The following is a 25208-nucleotide window of genomic DNA, read 5'->3' as shown; positions in this document are numbered from 1 at the left end:
TGTGTGATGGACCGTCTTCAGAAAGCGATTCAAAAGGCGCGCGAGGAACGGCAGAGCCGCGAAAGCCCGCCGCCGGTCATGGAACAACCGCCCCGTCACGCCCCGTCAGAAGACGCTTGTGACGCCCGGTGGCAAAGCGTACCCGAGATACAGATCGACCCAAAGCTCGCAGTGCGCAACCGGCTTGCATCGCTTGCTGGCGGCGGAGACGCCACCCCCTATGACATGTTGCGGACCAAGATGCTGCAACAGATCTTGTCCAACAAATGGCGCAGGGTGGCATTGACCTCCCCGTACAGCGGGTGCGGCAAAAGCACGACGACGGCCAACCTGGCGTTCAGCCTGGGGCGGCAGGAAGATCTGCGGACGATCGTGATCGATTTCGACATGCGGCGCAGGGGGCTGGCCGAGATTCTGAAGCAAACCGGCAACCACAGTATGGCCGACGTCATTCAGGGGTCGGTGCCGTTTCACGAACATGCGCTGCGGTATGGCAAGAACGTGATCTTCGGGCTGAATTACACGCCCACGCGCAATCCGGCGGAGATCTTGCAAAGCCGACGGGCAATCGAATTTCTCGAACAGCTTGAGGCGGATTACAAACCCGACGTCATTCTGTTCGACACGCCCCCCCTGATGATGAGCGATGACAGCCACGGCTTTCTCAGGAACGTCGATTGTGCCCTGCTTCTGGCGGCCGCCGAAGAAACCAGCATTGACCATATTGACGTTGCCGAACAGCAACTGGCGGAACTGACCAGCGTCATGGGGATCGTGCTGAACAAATGCCGATACATCAGCGGGACGTTTGGCAATGAGTACGGATCCTACTGATACGGCCCCGGCCGATGCAGTGATCATTCCCCATTACAACGATTTGCCCCGGCTGGAACGATGTCTTCTTGCCCTGAGAGAGAATGATCTGACGGCAACTGAAATCGTTGTCGTTGACAACAACTCTCCGGTTTCGCTGGATACGATGCGCCAGGCCTTTCCCGAGGTGCATTTCGTGGTGGAAACCCAAAAGGGCGCGGCCCATGCCCGCAATCGCGGAGTTGCAGAAACCAGGGCGCCCCGACTGTTTTTCATTGACGCCGATTGCGTACCCGCGCCGGACTGGTTGAGCGTCGGGCGTCAGGTCGCGGATCAGGCCGATCTGATTGGTGGCCGGGTAGATGTCTTTGACGAAACCCCACCCCCGCGCAGCGGCGCAGAAGCGTTCGAGGCTGTTTTTGCATTCAACTTCCGCAGGTATATCGAGGTTCAGGGGTTTTCCGGCGCCGGCAACCTGCTGACCCGACGCGATGTGTTCGATGCGATCGGCGGGTTCATCAACGGTGTCTCGGAAGATCGGGAATGGACCATGCGCGCGGTCGCGCGCGGGTATAGCCTGATCTACCGGGACGACTTTCGTGTCAGCCATCCATCCCGGCAGAATTGGCCCGCGCTCAAGGCCAAATGGCGGCGCACGACACAAGAGGCATATCTGCTGCATGGCACCAACGCCGCCGCGCGCATGCGGTGGGCGATCCGTGGATTGGCCATGCCAGCCAGTGCAATTGTGCACACCCCGAAAATCCTCAGAAGCGACAAGCTGTCCTCGGCGGGCGAAACCAGTCGGGCGGTCATCACATTGTTCCGGCTCAGATGTCAGCGGATGATCTGGATGTTGCGCCAGGCGGCAGGTGGCAACATCTGATCAAAAGAAAAGGGACCGCGAAACGGCCCCTTGTCCTGTTTGTCAGGTTTGTGTGTCGCTTAGGCGGCCTTGCGGCGACGCGTCAGAGCCAGACCACCAAGCGCGGTCAGAAGCAGCAGACCACCGGCGGGCAGCGGAACTGGTGCGACGTCGAAATCAAACGTAACCGGCACCGGCTTGCCACTGGCATCGGTTGCCCCTGTAGAGTTGGCCCAGCTAAACACCAAATTCTGGCTCAAGGTGTTCGGACTGACGCTGCTGAACAGCGTGCTGAGTGTCGTCTGAACACCACCCAGAACCGACGTCGATGCCAGCACGTTGGCCGGATTCAAGGCGTCGACCCAGCTCACTGTCAGACCTGTGAACGTGCTCAGCAGATTGATGGTGATCGAAGCGTTCGCAACACCAAAAAGAGGATCAATGGGCGACTGGAAGTTGATCATGTAAGCCCCGGGTCCACCCATCGTGGAAACCGTACCGGAGAAGAGCGTGTCGGAGGTGATGTCATATCCACCCCCCGGAAGAGGACCACCACCCGCTGACACCGAAGTCAGAGCGCTGGCCGATCCGGCCATCATCACAGCAGTAGCAAGCCCCGCCGCCATCATTTTAAAAGTTCTAAACATACAAAGTCCCACCTTTGATTTTTATACACACAACCCGCTCGAAATCTCGGCAGGGCACCTACTGCAATCATTAATAATTCATTTCTATTTGATTGCGAAGGATTTTTCTCAGAATTGTGGCTTTTTATGGGCACAAACGCCCATTGGCCGGCACAATGGATGTCTGAGTTACCGTTTGTTTCCCCATCGTGAACCAGAATCACCCGAATAAGGCGAATCTGCGTCTGGAGAACATACCGACTTTCCGGCGATTCCGAGCGTTTTCACACTGCACCAAGCATAATCCGAACCGGTTCGGGCGATGCAGAACCAACCCCGATCACTCTGTCATAAAATGCAACCGGCACGCCTTTTCACATGACGGGCGCCCCCGTTCTGCGCAAGGCAAGAAACAATACAAACCATTTCAGCGCACTGTCTACTTTCTGCCCGGCACAAGGGCCCTGCGGATCGCGACAGAAGGGAAAAAGGCCACAAACCCGGGTTCCGCCATATTTATTCTTCGACGGTCCGAAAGTTTCGTGTAGCTTTGGGTTGTTATTGTACCAAGTTCAGGCACGCATTTTCAATCGGAAGTCGTTGTTTAGCCGTTTGTCTATTGTGCCTGCCTATTTAGCGAGGAGACATTGCGCATGGGTGTTGGCCAGAACATAGCCGCTGAGAATGCGAATTGGACCTTTGGGGGCAGTGTTCCCGATACGTTTGTCGACCACATCAAATTGTCTGTTCCTCTTTATGAAATGGGTCACGGCCTGATCTGTCAGGTTTCCGATTTCTTCGTCCGCAATGACAGTCTCTGCTATGAAATCGGCACATCGACCGGGGAGTTGATCCGCAAACTGGCAGAACATAATGCGGGAAAGCCTGACGCACGCTGGATCGGGATCGATGTCGAACCTGAAATGGTGAAGGTCGCCGAAGCTCATTGCGCGGATGTCCCGAACATTTCCATTCTTCATGACGATGCCCGTCATATGGAGATGGAAAAGGCGGACATGATCGTCAGCTATTATACAATGCAGTTCATCCCGCCCCGGTACCGGCAGGAACTGTTCACCAAGATCTACAACACCCTGAACTGGGGCGGTGCGTTTGTCATGTTCGAAAAAGTCCGGGGGCCGGATGCGCGGTTCCAGGATCTTGTGACTCAGCTCTACAACGAATTCAAAATTAGTAACGGATTCTCAAGCGAGGAAATCGTCGAAAAGGCGCGCAGCCTGAAAAGCGTGCTGGAGCCGTTTTCCACCCAGGGCAATCTGGATCTGCTGGGCCGGGCCGGTTTCAAGGATGTGATGAGTATTCAGAAGTATATTTGTTTTGAAGGTTTTCTTGCTATCAAATGATTGCTTAACGCCATGCCGGCAGAGACCGGAGTGGGATAACACCGCTTATGGCCCGATTGATGGAGGCTGCCGAGGACGCTGATGAACGCGCCTGATTTTGATCCCTGTGAAATGGCACTGGAAGACGGACTGAATGCAATAGTTGCTTGCTTTCAGCACACCGTACTTGCGGCGAAGCTGGTCGCCGAACGGATATGACCGTGTCGGCTCTTTCGGATAAGCCATCTTGGACGGTCGGGGCTTTCCTCCTGTTGATCGCGGCGCTGTTGGTCTGCCTGTCCGTTCTCATAATCAATGGCGGGCCGCTTTATTACTTCGATACCGGCAGTTATATCCGGCAGGGAAATGTGGCCTTGAGCAGTTTCCTTCCGCCGACAGCTGATAGCGTTGCGGCAGGTGTAACCCACAACGCAGATGAGGATAACACCGCAACCGGATCACGGTCACTGATCTATGGCCTCATCATGGCTGCGCTTGTTCGGGTCGATGCCCTGTCCATCCTTCCGGTATTGCATCTGGCTGCCACGCTGCTGGCCGTCTGGATGCTGGCGCGAACCGCTGGCCGGTCGCCGGGTGGAACGCCGAACACAGTCATGATGACTGCGGTGCCTTTGTTGTTGGCGGCCAGTACCTCTTTGCCGTTTTATATTGCCTACATGATGCCGGATATTTTTGCCCCGGTGTTGCTGATCGTGATTGCCTTGCTGACGGCTTTTGGGCGGATAATGCAGACCTGGGATCTTTTGTTGATATCCGCTCTGGCCCTGTTCAGCGCCCTTCTGCACCCGTCTCATCTGGCGGTTGCGGCGTTAATGATACCCTTTGTCGCTTTGGCCGCGCTCTGGGGGAAAAGACCACGACGCTGGCGCGCGACAATCTTGATGATGATGGTTCTGGCGCTGGCACTGGCCGAGCGCAAGGCCTTTCAGGTCACCGTGGAAATCGCCACCAACAAAGAGGTCGTCTATACGCCGCATATCACTGCGCGGCTCATCGTTGACGGGCCGGGCATGGATTATCTGGACGAGGTCTGTCCGAATGCCGAAGTGCCCACCTGCGCACTACACGAAGCGCTGTCGTGGTCAGATGATCCCTACAGGCTGACACCCTCCCATATCATTTTCGAACGCTCCCCCAACCTGGGTTCATTCCGGCTCATGTCACCCGAAGATCAGAAACGGGTTGCCCTGTCCCAACGGGAATTCGCCAAGGCGGTTTTCCTGTCCCGGCCTCTTTCCACCTCGTTGGCACTGGCCCGGAACGGCTATCAGCAGGTATTGCGCTATAGCATTGCCATGACGATCCCAACGGCTGTGGAACTGGAAAACGCCCGCTGGTTGGCCAGAATGGAAGATATCCGGCCCGATATGTTCCAAGGCGGTTCATTGTCTCAGGACAGGGGCTGGATAGAAACGGCCAATATCGTGCACGGCGTGATCTATGCCGTCTCTTTTGCCTTTATCGTTTTCATTCTGCTGCGGCCGGGTCGTGTGTCGCGTGACATGAAGCTGTTTGCGCTGTTCATCCTGATCGGAATAGCGGTCAACGCTCTGGTCTGCGGAGGAGTATCACAACCCGCGGATCGTTACGGCGCGCGCGTGATGTGGTTGTTGCCCTTTACGGCGGCCTTTCTTTTCCTTGTTCAGCGCTCAGGCGCTTCGCGTATCATTGCCGGAGATCCTTCGTGAGTTCAGATCACCCCCTTTCCATCAGCGTGGTCATGCCGGCCTACAATGCCGAACATCTGCTGCCGCGCGTTTTGCCGCCATTGATTGAAATGCTGAATACCGGTCAGGTGCAGCAGGTTCTGGTGGTGGATGACCAATCCCCCGACGGCACCGCGGCGCTGGCACGGGAAATGGGCGCAACCGTGTTGACCACGCCCGTCAATGGCGGCCCCGGAGCGGCCCGCAACCTGGCCGCCCAGCAGGCCACGGGCGATATCCTGTGGTTCGTGGATTCCGATGTCATCGCCTGGCCGGACGGCCCGGATCACATTCGCCGGGCGATGTCCGAAGACAATGTGGGCGCCGTGTTCGGATCCTATGATGACGCCCCGGACGGGCAGGCCTGGTTTTCACGCTACAAGAACCTTCTGCACCGCTATCACCATCAACGCGCCCGCCGCGAGGCGCGCACCTTCTGGGCCGGGTGTGGCGCCATCCGGCGCGACGTGTTTCTTGAAGTTGGTGGCTTTGATGTCAAAACCTATGAGGTGCCTTCGATCGAGGATATCGAACTGGGTTACCGGATCGCGGCCACCGGCAGACGTATCCTGGTCGAGCCGCTTTTGCAGGGCAAACATCTGAAGGTCTGGACCATCCGCAACAGCCTGAGCACGGATATCTTCTGCCGCGCCTTGCCCTGGGCCCGGCTGATGATCTCGCGCGAGGGGTTGACCGATGACTTGAACACCTCGATGGCCGAGCGGGCACGGGCCGCAATCGCCGGGCTGTTGCTGCTGTCGCTTCTGGCCCTGCCGTTCTGGCCGGGAAGCTGGCCTTTGCCTTTTGTGTTACTGGCCGCGGCCTTTGTCGCCAATCTGGATCTGGTGCGCGCCATGTCCGGGCATGGCGGGCCGTGGTTTGCGTTCAAATGTCTGCTCTACCACCAGGTCTATTACGTCTATTCGGCCACCATCTATGTCTGGTGCCTGTTCGAATATCACATGCTGGGCAGACGGCATAACTTGTCGGTCAGACGAAGTTAACCTGTCAGGTTTCACCCGCCGAAAACCGGGCAAACCGATCAGTTTGCCCTGCGCAAGTTTCCTTTGAGGGACCGCGTTCTGGGCTTTCTGGCAGCTTCAATCTGGCCCGGCAGCGTTACCGAAACGCGCGCACCACCCAGAGAGGATGTTCCGATACTGACGGATCCGCCGTAAAGTTCAGCGATATCCTGCACGATCAAAAGCCCCAGCCCATGCCCCTCGGTCTCATCTGTATTGTCTTTCTGAGCCGCCCCCTCTGATTTACCCGCCCCCATCCCGGGGCCATCATCCTCGATACTCAACGTGATCAAGCCCGGTTCGGGTGCCGTCACGGATATGCGCACATGGCTCTTGGCCCAGAGACAGGCGTTTTCAAGCAGATTGCCCAGGATCTCCTGAATGTCGGCCTCCTCGCCCCAAAAGGTGGTTCCGGCGTCTATGGCGTTTTCGATATGCGGCATCCTGTTTCGGAGTGTGATGCCAAGTGCAAACGATACATCTTCGGCGCAGGCATGCACCGGAGAGGATTTTCCATAGGGGCGTTCGGTACGCGCGCGGCTGAGGTTGCGTTTGATGACACCGGTCATACGCCCCACAAAATCCGTTATCTGATCTCTTTTATCTCCCTCAAGCTCTTCGGCAAGGCGCGCCAATGCCGCCAGCGGCGTTTTCAGGCCATGCGCCAGCTCTGCGTTTTTTCGACGGTGTTTTTCGATGATCGTGCCGTTGCGCCAGTGCAGCTCGCGCAGTTCCTCGACCACGGGAACCAGATCGGGCGGCCATTTCTGATCGTCTATGATGGTGTCGTTTTTACGCATGACCTTCACGGAATTGCTGAGCCGCTTGAGCGGCATCAGCCCCCTGTTCACAGTGATGTAGACCGAAACCGAAACCACTATGGCAAGACCAATGAAAATCAATGCAATCAGCTTTGCAGCCCGGTTGGTTTCTTCCGTGACATGCATCAGTGGGGCCGCAATCCGGAAGGTCAATGTCTCATCCGGTACCATCCCGGGAAACGCAGCCCGCCTTCCACGCAGAACATCTCCGCCCGGGATTACGAAATTCCCCCCGGCTTCCGGGACGTCCAGAACCCAGCTTTCTGCGGTGACAGGGCCAAGTGACGGGGATTGCAGCAGGATTTCGTCAGACCCGTCACGCGTCAATTGCCAGAACCATTGCTCATTGGTCAGGTCATAATAGCTCGGGCCAACGCTCTCGAGCAGTTCAGCCTGTGCCCCGTCATAGGCGACCCGCCGGGCTTCGATCAACAAATCCTGCCCAAGCAGCAAATCCATTTCGCCGATTTCATGAGCCCGGTAGACCTGAATGCAGATCATGGCCCCGATACCCAGTATGGCGCAGCAGATCGCTATCGTGGCAATCGAAACGCGACGGGGGATCGTAGCCCAATTATGCGTCATCTACCGGAATCCGATACCCATGCCCACGCACGGTTTCCACCATTCCCGCCGCAGTTTTCCGACGCAAACGTGAGACAAGAACATCGATGACGTTCGATTGCAGATCCATATCCTCGGCATAGATATGTTCGATCAGATCTGCCCGGCTGACAACAGATCCCGCATGTCGGGCGAGATGCTCCAGCGCCCGGAACTCGAAAGCGGTCAGCGATACGCTGCGCCCTTTGAAAAAGGCAGCTTTTTCATCCGGCAGAACCGAAAGATCTCCGACATCGATCGAGGGCGTGCCACGCCCGCTTGCACGGCGCACCAAGGCCTCGAGCCGCGCCAGAAGTTCTTCTGAATGAAAAGGTTTTGACAGATAATCATCAGCCCCGCTGCGCAGCCCGGAAACGATATCGTTCCAGCTGTCACGCGCCGATAGGATCAGAACCGGTGCTGCAACCTTGCGGCTGCGCCATTCCCGCAGGATCGACAACCCGTCCAGCCCCGGCAGCCCCAGGTCCAGCACGATCGCGTCCCAATCCTCGGTCTCTCCCAGAAACAGCGCATCATTGCCGTTTCCTGACAGTCTTACGATATCACCCCGGGCGCGCAGCAAACATTCAAGATCACCGCGCAGCGTATCGTCATCTTCCGCAACCAGTACCTTCATAACCCCTCATACGGGACAAACGGCCCAAACGTGAACATAGCATGACAAGACCCGACATGCGGCGTTCACCCCACCTTTTATATATTTGACCTGATCGGTTGTCGAAAGCGATCCGTTTCAGAACCCAAAATTTAGTTTTAGCGATTTGAGGTGCCGGATGTGCGGTCTGTTTGGAATTTTCCCAGAGGATACAACCTCATCCCCTGATGTCACACGGCTTCGTCAAAGCGGTTTCGCCATTCGGCACCGCGGCCCCGATGCCGGCAATATTCTGAGCGAGCCCGGTCTTGGCCTGGCCCATCAACGCCTGTCTCTGGTTGATACCGACACCCGGTCGGATCAGCCATTTACGGACCCAAGCGGCCGCTACATCCTTGTCTACAATGGCGAAGTCTATAACTTCAGAACCCTGCGCGCTGAACTTGAGGCACTGGGCATCCCGTTCCGCACCACCTCGGATACCGAAGTGGTGCTGCACAGCCTGATCCAATGGGGCGAAGATGCGCTTGCCCGGTTCGATGGCATGTTCGGACTTGCCTTTATCGACCGGCAGACACACCGGGTTCTGCTGGCCCGGGACCGGTTTGGCATGAAACCTCTTTACTGGATGCAAGGCATGACCGAACAAGGCCCCGCCTTTCTGTTCGGTTCAGAGATCAAGGCCTTCGAACCCTGGATAACCCTGAAACCCGATGTCAACTCGATCGCGGCTTACCTGATGAAATTCGGAGGCCCGACCAGCGGCCCGACCTTCTATCAGGGGATCCGCAGCCTGACGCCCGGCACTTACCTGTGGCATGACGGATCGGGCAATATCGACATCGCCTCTTTCTTCCACCTGACCGACTTTCTCGACCTTGATGAGATGACCCGCCTCGATGGCCTGTCGGCTGCCGATATCGTCGATGAATATGCGGATCTCATGCATAAATCCGTGGCCTCGCATTTATTCGCGGATGCACCGGTTGGCGCGTTTTGCTCAGGCGGGGTGGATTCATCCCTGATCGTTGCCATCGCAGCGGCCCAGCACCAGAATATCGCCCTGTTCCACGCCAATGTGAAAGGCACCTGGAGCGAGGTGGACGCCGCCTCGGAACTGGCCAAAAGCCTGAAACTTGATCTGCATGTCATCGAGGCTGAAGAGCAGGATTTCGTCGACATGATCCCGCGCGTAATGTGTCACTACGAATACCCGTTTTCCTATCATCCCAATTGCGCACCACTGATGATGATCGCCCAGCTCGCGGCGGATTCAGGGATAAAGGGGCTGTTGTCAGGCGAAGGATCGGATGAGCTGTTTCTGGGCTACCCCTGGCTTGGCCGCAAACGCCTGACAGACGGGTATGAAAGGATGATCAGCGGGTTGGGCTCGGCCATACGCGCAATACCGGGGGTTGGCCCGATCCTGGCACCTGACCGGATGGGAAACATGGAAAACGTCCGCGACATCCTGAATGGTCGCGAGATGGCGCAGGACAAGCGGGCCGTAGCCGACAGCCTGGCACAGCTGCCTCGCAAGTTTCAGGAAAGAGGCCGGCAATGGAGCTTGGATTACATGCACCACCATCTGCGAACGCTTTTGCATCGCAACGATACAATGGGCATGGCTGCCGGGATCGAGGCGCGGTTCCCGTTTCTGGACACACAGGTTGCCCGGTTCGGGATCAATCTGCCGGCACGCTACAAACTCAGGGGCTCTCCGTTCGTTTTCGAAAAGGCACACCCCTTCATCCGCGACAAATGGGTGGTCCGCGAGGTTGCCAACCGCTACATCCCCAACACCCTGAGCCAGCGCATCAAGATCGGGTTCTGGACGACGGTGTTTCAGCGGCTTGAGATCCGGCCGGAATACTTCAGGAACGCCCATTTGGGGGATCTTTTCAGCCTGACCCGAACACAGATGGCGAACACCATCGAAGAGGCCGGTCCGGATCTGCGGCTGCGGTTGCTGCTGACCGAGGTTTGGCTGCGATGCCGGCTGGATCATCAGGATGAAGATCGCGAAATCAACAGATTACGCGATCACGTCAGCATCCGGCCGGACAGATTCCGGCCCCGACCGTCCTCTGCCAACAAACCTGTGGGCGCTGCGGTCCACAGTTGAAGGGCTGCCCCTTCCTCAGAGAGCCGTGCTTTTGCGGACGGCGGATTGCGGGGCCGCCTTTTTCTTGGGCTTGGCTTCAAACTCTTCATGATAAGAGCGCTCAACATTGACATCCCAGACGTCATGATCCTCGCCCAGAATATTGCGCGCGGCGTACATCGCCGACAGCATGGAATGATCCTGGTTGTTGTAGCGGTGCAGACCATTGCGACCCACGGTCTGGAAGTTTTCCAGCGTCTTCAGCCAGTCGCTGACCGTGTCTAGGGCGTCCTTGTATTCACTGTCATAGACCGGATAGGCCTTGGGCTGCCGGATAACCGCGTGGTCGATGACATCGCTGGCCTTGGCCAGACCCAGCTTTTCAAGCTCTTCACTGGCGAGATGCCTGAGATCCTCGTCACTTGACGACCACAACCCGTCACCTTTCTGGCAGAAATACTCCATCCCGATCGATGCGGTGTTCTGATCTGGCAGCATTTCCGCGGACCAGGCGCGGAAATTCTGGATGCGCCCCACCTTAACCTGCGGGCTGTGGATGTAGATCCAGTTGTCCGGGAACGGGTCCGCGTGGTCCAGGATCAGGGTCACGATCAGGAAATCACGATACCGCAGACGGTCTGCCGCCTCGACAACCTCGGGTGGCGGCGGCGGATCAAAAGCATGGATCAGATCACGAACGGCCATCGAATTGACGAACTCTTCGCCCTCCACCCGCTCGGTGTGTTTTTCGCCATCTTCAGTCCAGTGGCGCACATCGATCGACGTGACGCGATTGCCATCACGGTTCACCTGGATCACTTCGGAATGGGTTTCGACCGATCCGCCTTTTTCCCGGATCAAGTCACGGGTCTTTTCCCACATCATGCCGGGGCCCAGGCGGGGATACTGGAATTCCTCGATCAGGCTGGCGGTGTCATTGGCCCCGGAAATCGCGTTCCAGACCGCCTTGGGCAAAGACAGGTTCTTGATCCGCTGCGCGGCCCAGTCGGCCCGGATTTCCGACGGCGGAATACCCCAGACCTTCTTGGTGTAGCTGTGGAAGAAATGCATATAAAGCCGCCCGCCAAAGCGATTGACGACCCAGTCTTCGAACGTGTCTTCCTGCTGGCGTGGACGAATCTTCCATTTGATGAAGCTGCCGATGATCTTGTAGGTCTCGTAGGGGCCGATATTGCCAAGGGCGTTGAAGATACGCAGCGGGTAATCGTAGAATTTGTTGCGGTAGAAGATGCGGCTCAGGCGTTGCACGGTGATGAAATCATCCCCCATCACCTCGTGCCACATATCCTCGACTTCGCGCACCTTGGTGAAAAACCGATGCCCGCCAATGTCGAAGCGATACCCTTTGTGCGTTTCGGTTCGCGAGATGCCACCAACCATGTCCGAGGCCTCGAACACCCGGGGAACATGTGTGTCGCTCAGTTTCTGAAGTTCATAGGCTGCTGTCAGCCCTGCTGGACCACCACCAATGACGACAACGGGAACAATATCTTTTTTCAAATGACTAACACCCATACCAAAACACTGACCTAAAGCTACAAGAGGTTATCCGAGATTCACAACAAAATCCTGTCAGTCCCCGAAACGGGGCTCCTGCGCCTTTAGCTCCACCCCTTCCGCGCAGAAAAATCAACCATTCCGTTTGACGAACCGCACTTGCGCCCTTCTGTGCAAATCGATGACAGGCTCAAACCGGGTCGCCTGTGCCGAAAGCCGGTTTGGGCTTTGCGAAACCGACGGTCTTTCACACCTCCCGAAACAGCACGCGCTTTCCACAATGCCCTGAAAAATAATGATGATTGCTGACTGGCACAGCCAGCCGAAACTCCCCGCCCGGAAGCGAAACATAGATTGGATACACACACCTCTTGCAAGGCGCCTGACCTGAACCATGACCGCTTTTTTCAGGCTGCGTCTGTGATGTCCTTCACTGTATCAACGAACCGAAAGGGCGCATCAACAATGCTGTGACTTTTCTCGCATTGTGTATGGTTGAGCGCCAGAGCAACAGGAAATTCAGCGCCTCATGACTCGTCGTCCTGTGAATCTTGACAGGATGGCGGCGCTGCCATCCTACTGCGTGTGAATGTTTGCAAAGGCCCGGATACATCAGGTCCGGGTTCAAACGAGTGAATTGGTAGCCAGTCTCGTTGTTAACGAGGGAGCAATTTGATGAAATGCGTTATTCTGGCCGGTGGTTTGGGAACCCGGCTCAGCGAAGAAACCGTCAAGATTCCAAAACCCATGGTCGAGATCGGCGGCAAACCGATCATCTGGCATATCATGAAAATCTACGCGGCACACGGCATCACGGATTTCATCGTCTGCCTCGGCTACAAGGGTTACGTGATCAAGGAATACTTCGCGAATTTCTTTCTGCACAGTTCAGACGTCACGATCGATCTGGCCAATGGCGGGCTTGAGATTGCAAACAGCAAATCGGAACCGTGGCGCGTGACGCTGGTCGATACCGGAGAGGACAGCCAGACCGGGGGGCGGCTGCGCCGTGTCATGCATCTGCTCAAGGATGAAGAGGCCTTTTGCATGACCTATGGCGACGGGGTCGGGAATGTCGATATCAGTTCGCTGGTCGCGTTCCACAAAAGCCACGGCAAACGCGCCACGCTCACCGCAGTCGTGCCACCGGGGCGTTTCGGCGCGTTGGAGCTGGCCAGCGATCAGATCGAACGTTTTGCCGAAAAACCGGGCGGTGACGGTGGTTTTATCAATGGCGGGTTCTTCGTGCTGCATCCTTCGGTTGGTGATCTGCTGGACGGGGACGGCGCAATCTGGGAACGCGCTCCGCTTGAAACGCTGGCCGCAGACGGCGATCTGATGGCGTTTCGCCACAAGGGATTCTGGCAACCGATGGATACGCTGCGCGACCGCCGTCAACTCGAAGCCCGCTGGCAGGAAGGCAATGCTCCATGGAAGGTCTGGGAATGACGCTGGGTTCCGCTCCGAAAATCATCCTGCTTGGCAATCTGGGCTATATTGGTCCGGTCGTGGCAGCGGCCTTGCGGAAATCCTATCCCAACGCCAATCTGATCGGCCTTGATCCCGGTTTTTTCTCGGACCGGCTGACCACGCATGATGCGTGGCCCGAGCGGGTTCTGAACCAGCAGATCATCGCGGATATTCGCGATATCGATGCGTCACTGTTCCAGGAGGCGGATGCGGTTGTTGCACTGGCGGCCATCTCGAACGACCCGATGGGTGCCCGGTTCGAAACAGTCACCACGGAAATCAATCAGGATGCCATCGTGCAGGCCGCTCATCTGGCCGCCGAAGCCGGGGTGTCGCGCTTTGTCTTCGCCTCCAGCTGTTCGGTCTATGGTTTCGCCGAAGGCGATGCCAGACCCGAGGACGCGCCCCTGAACCCGCTGACCGCCTATGCCCGCAGCAAAATCGGGACCGAGCGCGCGCTGGCGGCCATGGACACGCCGGGGATGCTGCGTACAGCGCTGCGTTTCGCCACCGCCTGCGGGCCGTCACCCCGGCTGCGGCTGGATCTGGTGCTGAACGATTTTGCCGCCTGTGCGGTCACCGCTGGCAAGATCACGGTGCTGAGCGACGGCAGCCCGTGGCGGCCGCTGATCGACGTGCGCGACATGGCCCGAGCCATCGACTGGGCCATCACCCGGACCCAAGATGCCGGGGGGCAGTGGCTTGCGGTCAACGCTGGATCGGATGTGTGGAACTATCAGATCCGCGATCTGGCGCAGGCCGTAGCCGAAGCGGTCCCCGGGGCCAGCTACTCGATCAATCCCGACGCCTCACCCGACAACCGTTCCTACAAGGTCGACTTTTCGCTCTACAAACAGCTGGCACCCGAACATCAGCCGGTTCAGACGCTTGAAGGCACCATCCGGGATCTGCTGCAATTGCTGAACGACATCAACTTTGGCGATGCCGATTTCAGATCGTCACCGCTGATGCGGTTGAAAGCGCTCGAAGAGCATATCCGCAGTGGCACGCTGAGCGAGGATCTGCGCTGGAGGATGCCGCAATGACACACCCCGTTTGCCGGAGCTGTGGCGCAGCCCTGACCCAGACGCTGGTCGATCTGGGGCTTTCGCCGCTGGCCAATTCCTATGTCCCGCCCGAGCGCGCGGGCACGGCCTGTCCGCGCTATCCGCTGCATGCCTGGGTCTGCAACGACTGCTATCTGGTACAGGTCGAAGACGCCGTACCGGCGAATGAGATCTTCAATGCCGATTACGCCTATTTCTCGAGCTATTCGGACAGCTGGCTGGCCCATGCCAGGGCCTATGTCGAACAGATGGTCGACCGGCTTGATCTGGGACCGGATGATCTGGTGATCGAGATCGCCTCGAATGACGGGTATCTGTTACAGTATTTCGTCGAGAAAGGCATCCCGGTTCTGGGGATCGAACCTTCGGGCAGCGTGGCGGCCGCAGCCGAAGAAAAAGGCGTGCGTACGCTGGTCGATTACTTCGGCGAGGCGCTGGCCCGCAAGGTGGCTGCGACCGAGAAACCTCCGGTGCTGATCGCATCGGCCAATGTGCTGGCGCATGTGCCTGACATCAACGATTTCGTCGCCGGGATCGCCACGCTTCTGACCGGCGATGCGGTCTATACGGTCGAATTCCCGCATCTTCTGAACCTGATCAGAGAAGTGCAGTTCGACACGATCTATCACGAACATTACTCCTATCTGTCGCTGCTGGCGGTGGAAAAGATCTTTGCCAAGGCGGGCCTGCGCGTCTTTGACGTCGAAGAACTGCCCACCCATGGCGGTTCGCTGCGGGTGTTCGCCTGCCTTGAGGGTGCCAGCCATCCCGAAGGGCCCGGTCTGGCCAAGGTCCGCGCGGATGAGGCTGCGGCGCAGTTCGACCGGCCTGAGGGCTATATGAATTTCACCATTCAGGTCGAAGCGCTGCGCGACGGATTGCTCGCCTTTCTGCGCGAAGCAAATGCCAGGGGGGACACCATTGCCGCCTATGGTGCCGCCGCCAAGGGCAACACGCTGCTGAACTATGCCGGGATCGGCCCCGACCTGATCTCTTACTGCGTTGATCGCAACCCGGCCAAGCAGAACACGCTGCTGCCCGGCAGTCATATCCCCGTACATGGGGTCGAAGCCCTGCGCGAGACGCCGCCGGATTACGTGCTGATCCTGCCCTGGAACATCCGGGACGAGGTCACGGATCAACTGTCCGACCTGAAGGCGCATGGTACCCGCTTCGTGACCGCCGTGCCAGAGATCAGGATCAGCTGATGGCACGGGTTCTGCTGACGGGCGCAACCGGATTGATCGGGCGCGCGACAGCCACGGCTCTGACAGAGGCGGGCCACGAGGTGGTGACGCTGGGCCGCAACCCGGCAAGCGACATCCCCTGCGATCTGCTGGACCCCGGTGCCACCACGACAGCCCTCGACGCCGCCCGCGCCAGCCATCTGGTGCATCTGGCCTGGCATGACGGCGCGCGCGACCGCTGGACTTCTGGGGCCAATCTGGACTGGATGGCCGCCACCCTGCATCTGGTGCGGGAGTTTGCACGCACAGGAGGCCAGCGCGCGATCTGCGCCGGAAGCTGTGCCGAATATGACTGGTCGGTACCGGAGCTGATCGAAACCAGCCCCCTGCGCCCCCGCACCCTTTATGGGGCGGCCAAGGCCGGGGCCGGTCTGGCACTGTGCGCGGGCCAGCAGACGCTTGATCTGTCCCTGGCCTGGGCCCGCATCTTTTTTGTCTACGGGCCGGATGAACCGCCGGGGCGACTGTTCGGCGATCTGATGTCAAACCTCGGGGCGGGACGGCCGGTTGATTGCACCGATGGACGGCAGGAGCGGGATTTCCTGCATGTCGATGATCTTGCCCGCGCCTTGTTGCGCGTGCTGGAAAGCGATCTGACCGGCCCGGTCAATGTCGCCAGCGGTACGGCGACCCCGGTTCGAGACCTGATTGCAGAGGTGGCGAACCAGATGCACCGGCCCGATCTGATCCGCTTGGGCACCATCGCCCGCGCAGCGGACGATCCGCCCCGGCTGGCGGCGGACGTGACCCGGTTGCGGGACGAGACCGGTTTTATGCCACAATATGACATTGCTTCCGGAGTCGCCCGGTGTCTTCGGTCAAGGGAGGAGGCCGTATGAAATCTTCATCTTTTCTACGCAAGCAATCCTTCATGCTTTTTGCCCTGGTCGGCATCGTGAATACGGCCTTCGGGTATGCGGTTTTCTCGGTTCTGAGCCTGTCGGGGCTGCCCGCACAGGCGGCTCTTGCGATCTCGTTCGTCATCGGCGTGTTGTGGAATTTCATGACCCACGCCCGGATCGTATTCGACACCAAAGGGTTCAGGAAATTGCCCTTCTACCTGCTGGCATATGTCATGGTTTACGTTTTCAACGCCTTTTCGCTCGAAGCTCTTCTGAGCACGGGACTGCATCCGATCCTTGCGCAGGGCCTGCTGGTTCTGCCCGCGGCCGTTCTGGCATTCATCCTTGTTTCCCGGGCGCTGACCGATCGCTTCCCGTGGCAGCAGGAGATCTGATATAATGCCTAAAAACTACAGACATAAACACTTTCGATCCGTAACCGGTCCATCTGATATATAATAGGATATGGACTGTTAAATGTATTTGGTACCAGTGCTGGAAGGATAATCGTCAATGCGTCTTTATCTTGCTGATCTTGGACATAACCTCGTTACTGCCACGTCGGACACCTACCCATTGGGCGTTGGAAATCTTGCGACCTATGCCCAGGCTCATGCAAAAAGCCCGACACCGATCGAGGTCGCGATCTTTCGTGATCCGCAGGAATTCAAAGCGGCCGTCGACACAGCTCCGCCAGATATGGTCGGTTTTTCCAGCTATTCCTGGAACCACCATCTGGCCCTGTCCTTTGCCGACTACGTCAAGGCGGTCAATCCCAACAGCCTGACCCTGATGGGCGGCCCCAACTTCCCGCTGACCGAAGAAGAGCAGGACAGCTGGATCCGGACCATGCCGCAGATCGACATGCATGTGCGCGGCCCCACCTATGAGGGCGAGCGCGCGTTCCTCAGCACGCTGCAACGGTTCATCGATGTCGGCGCCCGACGCGAAGGCATGTGGGAAGAGGCCGTCGATGGCGCGCTTTACGTGCACCCCGAAACCGGAGAGATCCTGCGCGGGGCCGAGCCGCCCCGCATCCGCGATCTGGATGAAATCCCCTCGCCCTATCTGGCCGGGCTGATGGACAAGTTCTTCGACACCGGCCTGTTTGCACTGATGCAACTGGCACGGGGCTGCCCGTTCACCTGCGCATTCTGCAATTCGGCGGTCAAATCGAATTCGAAGGTCTTCCGCCATTCGTTTGAACGCACCAAGGCCGATCTGGATTACATCGTCGCCCGCATCAACCATGCCAGCCCGCTCTGTTTCGCGGACGACAATTTCGGCATGTACGTGCAGGACGAAGAGGTGGCCGATTACCTGGGCCATCTGATGGAACGGTACGACTGGCCGAAATACATCCGAACAACCACGGGAAAGAACCGCGGCGACCGGATCATCAAGGTGATGCGCAAGGCCAAGGGCCGGTTGCCGATGACCTCGTCGGTTCAGTCTCTGAATCCGGAAGTTCTGAAGAACATCAAACGCGACAATATCAGCCTGGACACCTATGCCGAGGTACAGCAGGAGCTGCATTCAAAAGGCATGCAATCCTATGGCGAGCTGATCTTGTGCATGCCCGGTGAAACCCGGGAATCCTTCATGGATGCCGTCGATCAGCTGATCGAAACCGGCGTCAGCCGGGTCGCGGCGCACCAGTTGATGCTGCTGCACGGCGCACCGCTGGCCAACCCCGACAGCCGCGAGAAATTCGGCTTCAAAACCCTCCATCGCGTGGTTGCCCGATGCCTGGGCAAATATACCGGCCCAACCGTGGTCGAGACCGAGGAAATGGTGGTCCAGTCCGAGAATTTCTCGTTCCAGGATTATCTGGACACCCGTGTTTTCCATCTGCTGCTGACGATCTTCTATTACGAAGACAATTTCGAGGAAGCCTTCCGGCTGGCGCGGTCCCGTGGCATCCGGCCCTTCCTGATCGTCAAGCATATGCAGGACATTCTCGATCAGGCCCCCAAACCCTTCCGGGATGCGGTGGCCGGTTATCTGGAGGAAAACCAGCAGGAGCTGTTTGAAACCCGCGCCGATTGTGTCGCCTGGGCGCAGGAAAATTATGATGATCTGATCAGCGGCGAATTGGGGGGCAATCTGCTCAGCAAATATTCGATGATTGGCCGGTTCATCGTGCTGGACGAAGCACTTGATTTCCTGAAACGGGCCATCAGCGACCTTCTGGACAAGGACGACCACGAAGCGCACGAGATGCTCGACACGATCATCAATTACTACAGCGCCGTGATGCTGCATGTGCCCTTCTCGGAAACCCTGGAACACGAACCCGTCTGGAGCTCGTCTTTCGATGTCGAGGCCTGGCGGAATTCGGGATATCAGGGCGTGCTGCAGGATTACCAGTTCGATGCCCCCCGCGAGTTCCAGACCCAGGTCGATCAAAGGGTGAAAACCACCTTGCTGTCACGGATCGAAACCTTTGGCGAACATGCCTCGGGGCTCGGCCGGTTTACCCGAACGATGTTCGCCAATGATTTCCGGCGCAACTTCGTGTCAGGCGAAAGCCAACACGCCGCCGAATAGGTCTGGCTTTGGGCTGGGCCTATTCGCCATCCCCCAGATAGACAACGTCGCGGCCCGGGAAGGCCGCGATGATGTCTGCGTTCTGCTCGGGGCCCATATCGCGCAGGAAAATCGGTTTGCCCTCGGGCAGGAACGGGTCGTTGAGATAGAGTGCAGACCCGATATCGCCCTGTGTCGAAACAAAGACCAGAGCGTTTCCAAGCCCGGCAGCCTGCCGACGTATGTCACCGGTATAGCCACCATACCCATTGTATTTCGACACCCCCCGCCATGGGGTGAAGCTGACAACAGACACCGCACACAGCAATAGGATGACGCAGTGCAGGCGGCCACGATGCCGTTCGGGCAGCCGGTCCCGGACGGTCTCGATCCCGGCCGCCACCAAAGCCAGCGCCGGCAACAAAGCCGTATGCCAGTAGCGCGGCCCAAGATAGAACGTGCCCGTAAACCAGTAAAAAAACAGGGCCCCCACAAGGATCGCGAACACCACCAGCATGGCCCGGTCGAACCCGGTCAGCTTTCTGCCCCATATGAACGCAATCCAAACCGGAACCAGGGACCCGAATGTCCAGCCCAGAAGTTCGTAATTGAGCGCGGCAAAACCATTGATCAGATTCAGCAGACCCTCGGCCGGACTGTGCCCGACCCAGATGTCGAGCGCGCCCCAGCTCTCGGCCGGTGGCCCTACATTGGGACCAAACCCATAGGCATTCTGCGTGTCGGGCCATAACCGGCTCAGGTAATCCGCTTGCGGGGTCAGCAGCGCGTCTCCGGTGATCATCAGGTTGAGCAGCAAAAAGACCCCACCCGACAGAACACCGCCCAAGGCGCAGGCGATCACCTGTCCGATCCCCCCCGGCAGGCGCCGCAGCAACCACAGGCCGGTCAAAACGCTTATGATCAACCCATCAAGCTGTCGGGTAACAAAGGCCCAGCCCAAAGCCAGACCTGCAACAAGCGCAAGCATGACATCCCTGCGCGTTGACCCCTCTCCGGCTCTGAGCAGACACCACCATCCCAGCAGCACCATCACCAATGTCGTGGAATGTGCCATCAGCGTGCCCCCGACGGCGAGCACCCAGGGCGACGTGGCCATCAGCAACGCCACCAGATCGGCCCGTTCGCGACTGACGGCACGGCACACGATGCCATGCGCCAGCCAGACAGAGATCCCGGTCAGCACGGGGTTGACCAGCCAGGGCACCCCGGCCAGCACGCCCAGGCTCAGAACGATAGCCCAACCCTGCGCCGGCACGCCGATCCACTGATCGCCGCGAATGTCGAACAGATAATATTCCAATGCGGGCTGCGCCGCTGCGGGGGGGGCCGGGCTTCCGAGGACGCCCGCAGCAAAGGTACGCGCCTGAAACAGATATGCCACCTCATCCTCGACATGAGGCACGCGGTCGAACGCCGCCCAGGCCAGAGCCGCGCTGGCCAGCGTTGCAAAGACCGCCAGGGCAGCCACCGGAATGCGGGGTGCCCGGTCAGGCCCGGCAACTGTGAAAACGGCGACCAGTGTCGCCATCTGCACAAGGTTCAGCGCACCGCCGATCCCGATCTGCAAACCGAAGGCCAGATAGTACCCGTAAGCCACGTACGGCGTCGCAGAAACGCAAAAGGCCGCAGCCAGCCCCAGCAAAAGAATCAGCCGCCACCGTCCTGCTTCTGCCATCAGGCCCGTTATGGCCGCCCTTCCCTGCGGCCGTACAAGCACAAAGCCCGTCAACACCGCCTGCCCCGCCAGTATCGCCAGCATGATCAGGTTTTCAGGAGGGTTCGCAGAAATCTCGAGCCGCGGAAACCAAAGGGGCTGGGTCAACCACAACCGGGCTGCACTGCCCAAAAGCAGCGCCGCGCCCAGCAAGCCAAAAAGAAACTGGCCACGCTGCCGGAAAACACCCCCCACAAGCAACGCAGCAATCACCACGGCCCCATACCAAAGGCGCAGTTCCGCCAATGTGGCATTGCTGCCCGGCAGGTCCGCAGCCCAGGCCGAGCTGCCGCATAAGGCCATCGCCCCGGCAAAGAGCCACATCACCCGACCTGAGCGCATATTCATGCCATATGCTCGTCTTTGACAATCGCCGGGTCCCGTGCAGGACCTTCGATATTGATGCGTTCCTGTTCAGTGACGATCGGACCGCCCCGCACCTGATTGTGGATCGAGGTTATGTATTCCCCCAACATGCCGATAAACAGCATCTGGATGCCTGACAGGAAGAACAGCGCGACGATGATTGTCGTGGTTCCCCGTGGAGCCAAATCCGGATTGAAGAAATAGAACACCACTGAAATGAGGGAAAACAGAATACAGCTGATGGCAATCACCAGACCACTCAGCGTGCAGAACCGCATTGGGGCACGTGTGAAAGAGAAGATCGCATTCAGCGCCTGATCGGTCAGCGCCATCAGATTGTGCTTGGAAACACCTCTTTTACGGGCCCGCCACACATACGGAACGATGATGCGGCGAAACCCGCAACTGGCGATGATGCCGCGGATATAGGGGTAGTGGTCGTTATGCGACAGCACCGCATTGAGCACTTTGCGGTCAATAAGCTGGAACTCACCCACTGATGGCTCCAGCCAGACATCGGACAGCCGGTTGACGATCGTATAGAAGATGCCGCGCGCCGCGCGCATCACGATCCCCTCTTCGCGGGTGGTGCGGGCACCGGCCACCACATCGTAACCGCTTTCCCATAGCTGCACGAATTCCGGGATCATGTCCGGCGGGTCCTGAAGATCCACCGGCAGGATGACGACCACGGCATCCCCTTCGGCATAACGCAACCCGTTGAAGGCGGATCGGAACACTCCAAAGTTGCGGGCGTTTACGACAACTTTCACATTCTGATCTTTTTCAGCGATCTCTCGCAGGATCTCGACAGTCCGGTCGGAGGATGCATTGTCGACAAAGATATGCTCGCACCTGTAGCCTGGCAGCTTTTCCTCAAAAATCGCTTTTACGGTTTCATAGCAATTCGCCACATTGTCTTCTTCGTTGTAGCAAGGCGAAACAATGGAAATTGTTTTGTGATTTTGTTCTAAATCTGAAGACACCAATTACCCAACCTCCAAGTTGGAAACGATTGTATCACCCGGTGCTGCATCGGATTCGCACATCGCCCAAAGTACAGGAATATTTTGCAATAACGTGCGCGCACCGCCACATCTTTTGCCGGATTCACGCATTCACAACAGTCAGTTTTCTCCGACCCCTTGTTTCTTGAACATCAGTTTCATTTAGTGTGCCGGTAAATTTATCAGTTGTCAGCGTTCCAGATGAACCGAACCTTTCGAAACCGGCTATTTTCCCTGCACACCTGGCTGGGATTACACCTGTCCATCTTCTTTACCTTCATGTTCCTGACGGGGACGGTGCTTGTCATCGGCATCGAAGTTGAATCCATTGCCCGGCCGGAAATCTGGACCACCATTACCAAAGAAGATCGGGCGGCCAGTTTTGCGGAAATCCATGACGGCATTAAAACCGCCCATCCCGAAAGCGCTGTGTTCGTCATCGAGAAATACCCTGCCCCGTGGTTCGCAGATCGCACTTTCGGACGAACCGGCTGGGGCGAAAACATCAGCTTCTGGACTGACCCGGCGACCGGAGCAGTCGTTTACGAAACGAGAGATGGCGGGTTTCGCGACATCCTGCGCGATCTGCATGATACGTTTCTGACCACCAAACGCCCCATCTTCATCCTGATCTCGGCAACATCCGTTCTGCTTCTGTATCAGATCGTCAGCGGGCTGATTACCTATCGGCGTTTCTGGAAAGGGTTTTTTCGCTGGCCGAAACGTTCGGGAGGATTCAGATCCTGGTCCGGGGCCACGCACCGCCTGACGGCCCTCTGGGCAGCGCCGCTTCTGATCCTGATTGCAATCACCAGCTTCTATTTCATGCTTGGCGGCCTGGGGATCGAAGGGACGACACCGAAACCTCAACCCGCTGCCGCCCGTGACACCGCCCTGCCTGCGGGTTTCAGCTCGGGCACCATAGAACAAGCCGAGGCAAGCGCCCTTGCCGCCATGCCCGGCCTGGAGCCGCTTGTCATGGTGCTGCCGGGCGACCCATCCGGCGCCATTGAATTTGCCGGCCCTCTGACCGGTTTTGCCGAAATGATCGGATGGGGCAGCGTTTCGGTTGATCCGGTGACATTCGAGATTCTGGGCGCCTTCACACCGAATGACGCCGGTGGCTTCGCCCGTTGGAAAACACTGATGAACACGCTGCATTACGGCACCTGGGGTGGCGCTTTCTCACTGGGTCTCTGGGTTCTGTCAGGCTTCGTGGCCACCGGCGTTGCCCTGACGGGCACCTTGATCTTTGCGGCCCGGCTGGCTCCTGAGGCTACACAATACGGCCCGCTCCGGCGCATCTGGCGAGGATTGGGGTTGTCCCGCTGGATCTATCTGTTGATCGTTCTGGGCATCCTGCTGACCGCATATCAGCGCTTTGGGCCGGGCAGCTACCCGAGAGCTGGGGTCTTCCCGACCGACGCACCTGCTGCGGTGGCCTATCTGATCCTGCCCGCACCTCTGCGCCGCGATACCCCGCTTGATGTCGAAATGCTGATTGGGGAACCCGGCATCACCGCGGCGTCCATAGCAATAGATGGGGGGGCAGAACAGCCCGTCGAACTGGTACGGAACGGTGAAAAGGCGCAGGCATCTTTTCGCATCACCCCCAATGACACGGCCAACCAGATCACAGCACGCCTGACAAAACCCGATGGCGCTGAAAAAACCGTCACATTCCGACTGGGGCAACCGATATGGTAAACGAAACAACACTTCCTCTGACGAATGAGAAGGCTTTTCAGGAACGGCTCAGCATCCTGCAAATGTGCTCGTTTTTCACATTCGGAGGCGGCATTCAGCGCCACATTACCGATCTGGGCGGGTCCCTGATGGCGCATGGGCACAAGGTGATCAAGGCTGGCGCCCCCGGCGAACTTGGCGAGACCGCGGATGGCAGTGTCTTTGTACCCTTGCAACTTGACCGGGTCAGCGACCACAGTGCGAATGGCAAACTCAACCCGGCCCTCAGAATGTACTGGCTGGCACGTTCGGCCCTGACCCTGCGGCGGGCACTCAAAGACCATAAGGTCGATATCATCCATGCGCATGAGACCGCCCCGCTTCTGACGGCTCGTCTGGCCAGTCTGGGAATGGGAATTCCCATTGTGATGACCTATCACGGCTCGTCGCCCGACCGTCTCAACGCGGTGGCCCGCGCCTGTCGGCAGCAAGCCGATCTGGCGATCTGCCCCAGCGAAACCGTCATGCAATCCCTGCTGGAACGCCAGGTCGACCCCGACAAGGCGCGGGTGATGCTTTTGGGGGTACGTCCCAACCCGCCCGCCGATCCGGCAGCTGCGGATGCCCTGCGGCGTGAACTGTTGGGCGAAGATGGCACACATCTGGTTCTGTCCTTGTCCCGTCTGGATCACCAGAAGGGCCTCGACGCGATGATCGAAGTGGCCCGGCGTGTGCGGCAAGACCTGCCTGGTCTGCGGATCGTCGTCGGGGGCGAAGGCGTGCTGCGCGGCCAGGTCGAAGCCTGGGCCGAACAGGCCGGGGTTTCAGACATCATCCGTTTCCCCGGAGTGATCTCGGATGTCGCCACCTATCTTGCGGCCTCTGATCTTTATATGCTGACCTCCCGGTGGGAGGCCCTGCCGATTTCAATTGTCGAGGCGTTCCGCGCCGGGCTGCCGGTGATCGCCACCGATTGCGGCGGTGTGCGTGAATTGGTGGATGGCGATGTCGGGCGCCTGTGTGCGGTCGATGATCTTGATGCCCTGTCTCAGGCGCTGCGCGATCTTTGCACCGACCGCGCCGAATATGACCGGCTAAGCGCCAATGCCACGGCGCGCGGTGCAGAAGACAGGTTCTCGCCAGCCCATGTGCATAGCGGGTTTGAAAAGCTGTATCGGCAACTGGCCGGGCGGGGATAACC

20 protein-coding genes are annotated in these 25208 nt (G+C 58.4%); 14 read left to right on the top strand and 6 right to left on the bottom strand.

Features of this window, described 5'->3' with window-relative positions; all coding sequences use genetic code 11:
• The first annotated feature begins 6 nt into the window (after positions 1–6).
• Together GS614_RS20035 and GS614_RS20030 are read left to right on the top strand one after the other, a co-directional pair.
• Positions 7–834, top strand: coding sequence for a CpsD/CapB family tyrosine-protein kinase (locus GS614_RS20035; protein WP_171172442.1), 828 nt, complete (start codon positions 7–9; stop codon positions 832–834).
• On the top strand, positions 815–1699 hold the full coding sequence (locus GS614_RS20030; protein WP_171727165.1) for a glycosyltransferase family 2 protein: 885 nt from the start codon (positions 815–817) through the stop codon (positions 1697–1699). The genes GS614_RS20035 and GS614_RS20030 overlap by 20 nt, the downstream gene beginning before the upstream one ends.
• A gap of 59 nt (positions 1700–1758) precedes the next feature.
• Here GS614_RS20030 and GS614_RS20025 read toward each other — a convergent pair whose 3' ends face one another.
• Positions 1759–2325: a VPLPA-CTERM sorting domain-containing protein gene (locus tag GS614_RS20025; RefSeq protein WP_171120516.1), complete on the bottom strand. Its 567-nt coding sequence runs from the start codon at positions 2323–2325 to the stop codon at positions 1759–1761.
• A 632-nt stretch (positions 2326–2957) separates the two neighbouring features.
• Between GS614_RS20025 and GS614_RS20020 the strand changes: the two genes are divergently transcribed.
• From GS614_RS20020 to GS614_RS20010, 3 genes are all read left to right on the top strand, one after another.
• Entirely contained in the window at positions 2958–3668 is a 711-nt protein-coding gene (locus GS614_RS20020; RefSeq protein WP_171233828.1) for a methyltransferase domain-containing protein, read from the top strand.
• A 200-nt stretch (positions 3669–3868) separates the two neighbouring features.
• A complete protein-coding gene (locus GS614_RS22525; protein WP_216601225.1) occupies positions 3869–5356 on the top strand; it encodes a hypothetical protein in 1488 nt (495 codons plus the stop codon).
• Positions 5353–6378, top strand: coding sequence for a glycosyltransferase (locus GS614_RS20010; RefSeq protein ID WP_171617578.1), 1026 nt, complete (start codon positions 5353–5355; stop codon positions 6376–6378). The genes GS614_RS22525 and GS614_RS20010 overlap by 4 nt, the downstream gene beginning before the upstream one ends.
• 38 nt (positions 6379–6416) lie before the next feature.
• On the opposite strand, the gene GS614_RS20005 is transcribed toward GS614_RS20010, so the two are convergent.
• On the bottom strand, positions 6417–7802 hold the full coding sequence (locus GS614_RS20005; RefSeq protein ID WP_171727163.1) for a sensor histidine kinase: 1386 nt from the start codon (positions 7800–7802) through the stop codon (positions 6417–6419).
• A complete protein-coding gene (locus GS614_RS20000; RefSeq protein ID WP_171120414.1) occupies positions 7792–8457 on the bottom strand; it encodes a response regulator transcription factor in 666 nt (221 codons plus the stop codon). Before GS614_RS20000 ends, GS614_RS20005 begins: the two co-directional genes overlap by 11 nt.
• A 157-nt stretch (positions 8458–8614) precedes the next feature.
• Here GS614_RS20000 and asnB point away from each other — a divergent pair, with 157 nt between their 5' ends.
• Entirely contained in the window at positions 8615–10561 is a 1947-nt protein-coding gene (gene asnB, locus GS614_RS19995) for an asparagine synthase (glutamine-hydrolyzing) (RefSeq protein WP_171172394.1), read from the top strand.
• A 15-nt stretch (positions 10562–10576) separates the two neighbouring features.
• Here the strand turns inward: asnB and GS614_RS19990 are convergent, their stop codons facing one another.
• Positions 10577–12061, bottom strand: a complete 1485-nt coding sequence (locus GS614_RS19990) for an NAD(P)/FAD-dependent oxidoreductase (protein ID WP_224859183.1) — start codon at positions 12059–12061, stop codon at positions 10577–10579.
• 672 nt (positions 12062–12733) lie between these two features.
• On the opposite strand from GS614_RS19990, the gene rfbF reads away from it, so the two are divergent.
• From rfbF to GS614_RS19960, 6 genes are all read left to right on the top strand, one after another.
• Entirely contained in the window at positions 12734–13507 is a 774-nt protein-coding gene (rfbF, locus tag GS614_RS19985) for a glucose-1-phosphate cytidylyltransferase (protein WP_171233823.1), read from the top strand.
• A complete protein-coding gene (locus GS614_RS19980) occupies positions 13489–14574 on the top strand; it encodes an NAD(P)-dependent oxidoreductase (RefSeq protein ID WP_216601224.1) in 1086 nt (361 codons plus the stop codon). Before rfbF ends, GS614_RS19980 begins: the two co-directional genes overlap by 19 nt.
• Positions 14571–15803, top strand: coding sequence for a class I SAM-dependent methyltransferase (locus GS614_RS19975; RefSeq protein WP_171727161.1), 1233 nt, complete (start codon positions 14571–14573; stop codon positions 15801–15803). The genes GS614_RS19980 and GS614_RS19975 overlap by 4 nt, the downstream gene beginning before the upstream one ends.
• On the top strand, positions 15803–16681 hold the full coding sequence (locus GS614_RS19970) for an NAD(P)-dependent oxidoreductase (RefSeq protein WP_171727160.1): 879 nt from the start codon (positions 15803–15805) through the stop codon (positions 16679–16681). Before GS614_RS19975 ends, GS614_RS19970 begins: the two co-directional genes overlap by 1 nt.
• On the top strand, positions 16678–17079 hold the full coding sequence (locus tag GS614_RS19965; RefSeq protein ID WP_171727159.1) for a GtrA family protein: 402 nt from the start codon (positions 16678–16680) through the stop codon (positions 17077–17079). Before GS614_RS19970 ends, GS614_RS19965 begins: the two co-directional genes overlap by 4 nt.
• A gap of 118 nt (positions 17080–17197) precedes the next feature.
• Entirely contained in the window at positions 17198–19234 is a 2037-nt protein-coding gene (locus GS614_RS19960; RefSeq protein ID WP_171617574.1) for a B12-binding domain-containing radical SAM protein, read from the top strand.
• Positions 19235–19253: 19 nt separating this feature from the next.
• Here the strand turns inward: GS614_RS19960 and GS614_RS19955 are convergent, their stop codons facing one another.
• Both GS614_RS19955 and GS614_RS19950 read right to left on the bottom strand, forming a co-directional pair.
• Entirely contained in the window at positions 19254–21296 is a 2043-nt protein-coding gene (locus GS614_RS19955) for a hypothetical protein (RefSeq protein WP_171727158.1), read from the bottom strand.
• Positions 21293–22300, bottom strand: a complete 1008-nt coding sequence (locus GS614_RS19950) for a glycosyltransferase (protein WP_171727157.1) — start codon at positions 22298–22300, stop codon at positions 21293–21295. The genes GS614_RS19955 and GS614_RS19950 overlap by 4 nt, the downstream gene beginning before the upstream one ends.
• A gap of 222 nt (positions 22301–22522) precedes the next feature.
• Between GS614_RS19950 and GS614_RS19945 the strand changes: the two genes are divergently transcribed.
• Entirely contained in the window at positions 22523–24028 is a 1506-nt protein-coding gene (locus GS614_RS19945) for a PepSY domain-containing protein (RefSeq protein ID WP_171727156.1), read from the top strand.
• Positions 24022–25206: a glycosyltransferase family 4 protein gene (locus GS614_RS19940; protein WP_171172383.1), complete on the top strand. Its 1185-nt coding sequence runs from the start codon at positions 24022–24024 to the stop codon at positions 25204–25206. Before GS614_RS19945 ends, GS614_RS19940 begins: the two co-directional genes overlap by 7 nt.
• Positions 25207–25208: the final 2 nt, after the last annotated feature.

The sequence above is a fragment of the Ruegeria sp. HKCCD6604 genome (genome assembly GCF_013110635.1).
In the GTDB taxonomy this organism is placed as follows: domain Bacteria; phylum Pseudomonadota; class Alphaproteobacteria; order Rhodobacterales; family Rhodobacteraceae; genus Ruegeria.
This window is presented reverse-complemented; position numbering and strand designations above follow the sequence as displayed.

Coding starts and splice junctions, on each gene's coding strand:
- GS614_RS19980 (WP_216601224.1), top strand. CDS start 13,489: ATGGAAGGTCTGGGAATGACGCTGGGTTCCGCTCCGAAAATCATCCTG.
- GS614_RS19945 (WP_171727156.1), top strand. CDS start 22,523: ATGAACCGAACCTTTCGAAACCGGCTATTTTCCCTGCACACCTGGCTG.
- GS614_RS19965 (WP_171727159.1), top strand. CDS start 16,678: ATGAAATCTTCATCTTTTCTACGCAAGCAATCCTTCATGCTTTTTGCC.
- GS614_RS19940 (WP_171172383.1), top strand. CDS start 24,022: ATGGTAAACGAAACAACACTTCCTCTGACGAATGAGAAGGCTTTTCAG.
- GS614_RS19970 (WP_171727160.1), top strand. CDS start 15,803: ATGGCACGGGTTCTGCTGACGGGCGCAACCGGATTGATCGGGCGCGCG.
- GS614_RS20030 (WP_171727165.1), top strand. CDS start 815: ATGAGTACGGATCCTACTGATACGGCCCCGGCCGATGCAGTGATCATT.
- GS614_RS20020 (WP_171233828.1), top strand. CDS start 2,958: ATGGGTGTTGGCCAGAACATAGCCGCTGAGAATGCGAATTGGACCTTT.
- GS614_RS19955 (WP_171727158.1), bottom strand. CDS start 21,296: ATGAATATGCGCTCAGGTCGGGTGATGTGGCTCTTTGCCGGGGCGATG.
- GS614_RS19975 (WP_171727161.1), top strand. CDS start 14,571: ATGACACACCCCGTTTGCCGGAGCTGTGGCGCAGCCCTGACCCAGACG.
- GS614_RS19960 (WP_171617574.1), top strand. CDS start 17,198: ATGCGTCTTTATCTTGCTGATCTTGGACATAACCTCGTTACTGCCACG.
- GS614_RS20000 (WP_171120414.1), bottom strand. CDS start 8,457: ATGAAGGTACTGGTTGCGGAAGATGACGATACGCTGCGCGGTGATCTT.
- GS614_RS20035 (WP_171172442.1), top strand. CDS start 7: ATGGACCGTCTTCAGAAAGCGATTCAAAAGGCGCGCGAGGAACGGCAG.
- GS614_RS20025 (WP_171120516.1), bottom strand. CDS start 2,325: ATGTTTAGAACTTTTAAAATGATGGCGGCGGGGCTTGCTACTGCTGTG.
- rfbF (WP_171233823.1), top strand. CDS start 12,734: ATGAAATGCGTTATTCTGGCCGGTGGTTTGGGAACCCGGCTCAGCGAA.
- GS614_RS20005 (WP_171727163.1), bottom strand. CDS start 7,802: ATGACGCATAATTGGGCTACGATCCCCCGTCGCGTTTCGATTGCCACG.
- asnB (WP_171172394.1), top strand. CDS start 8,615: ATGTGCGGTCTGTTTGGAATTTTCCCAGAGGATACAACCTCATCCCCT.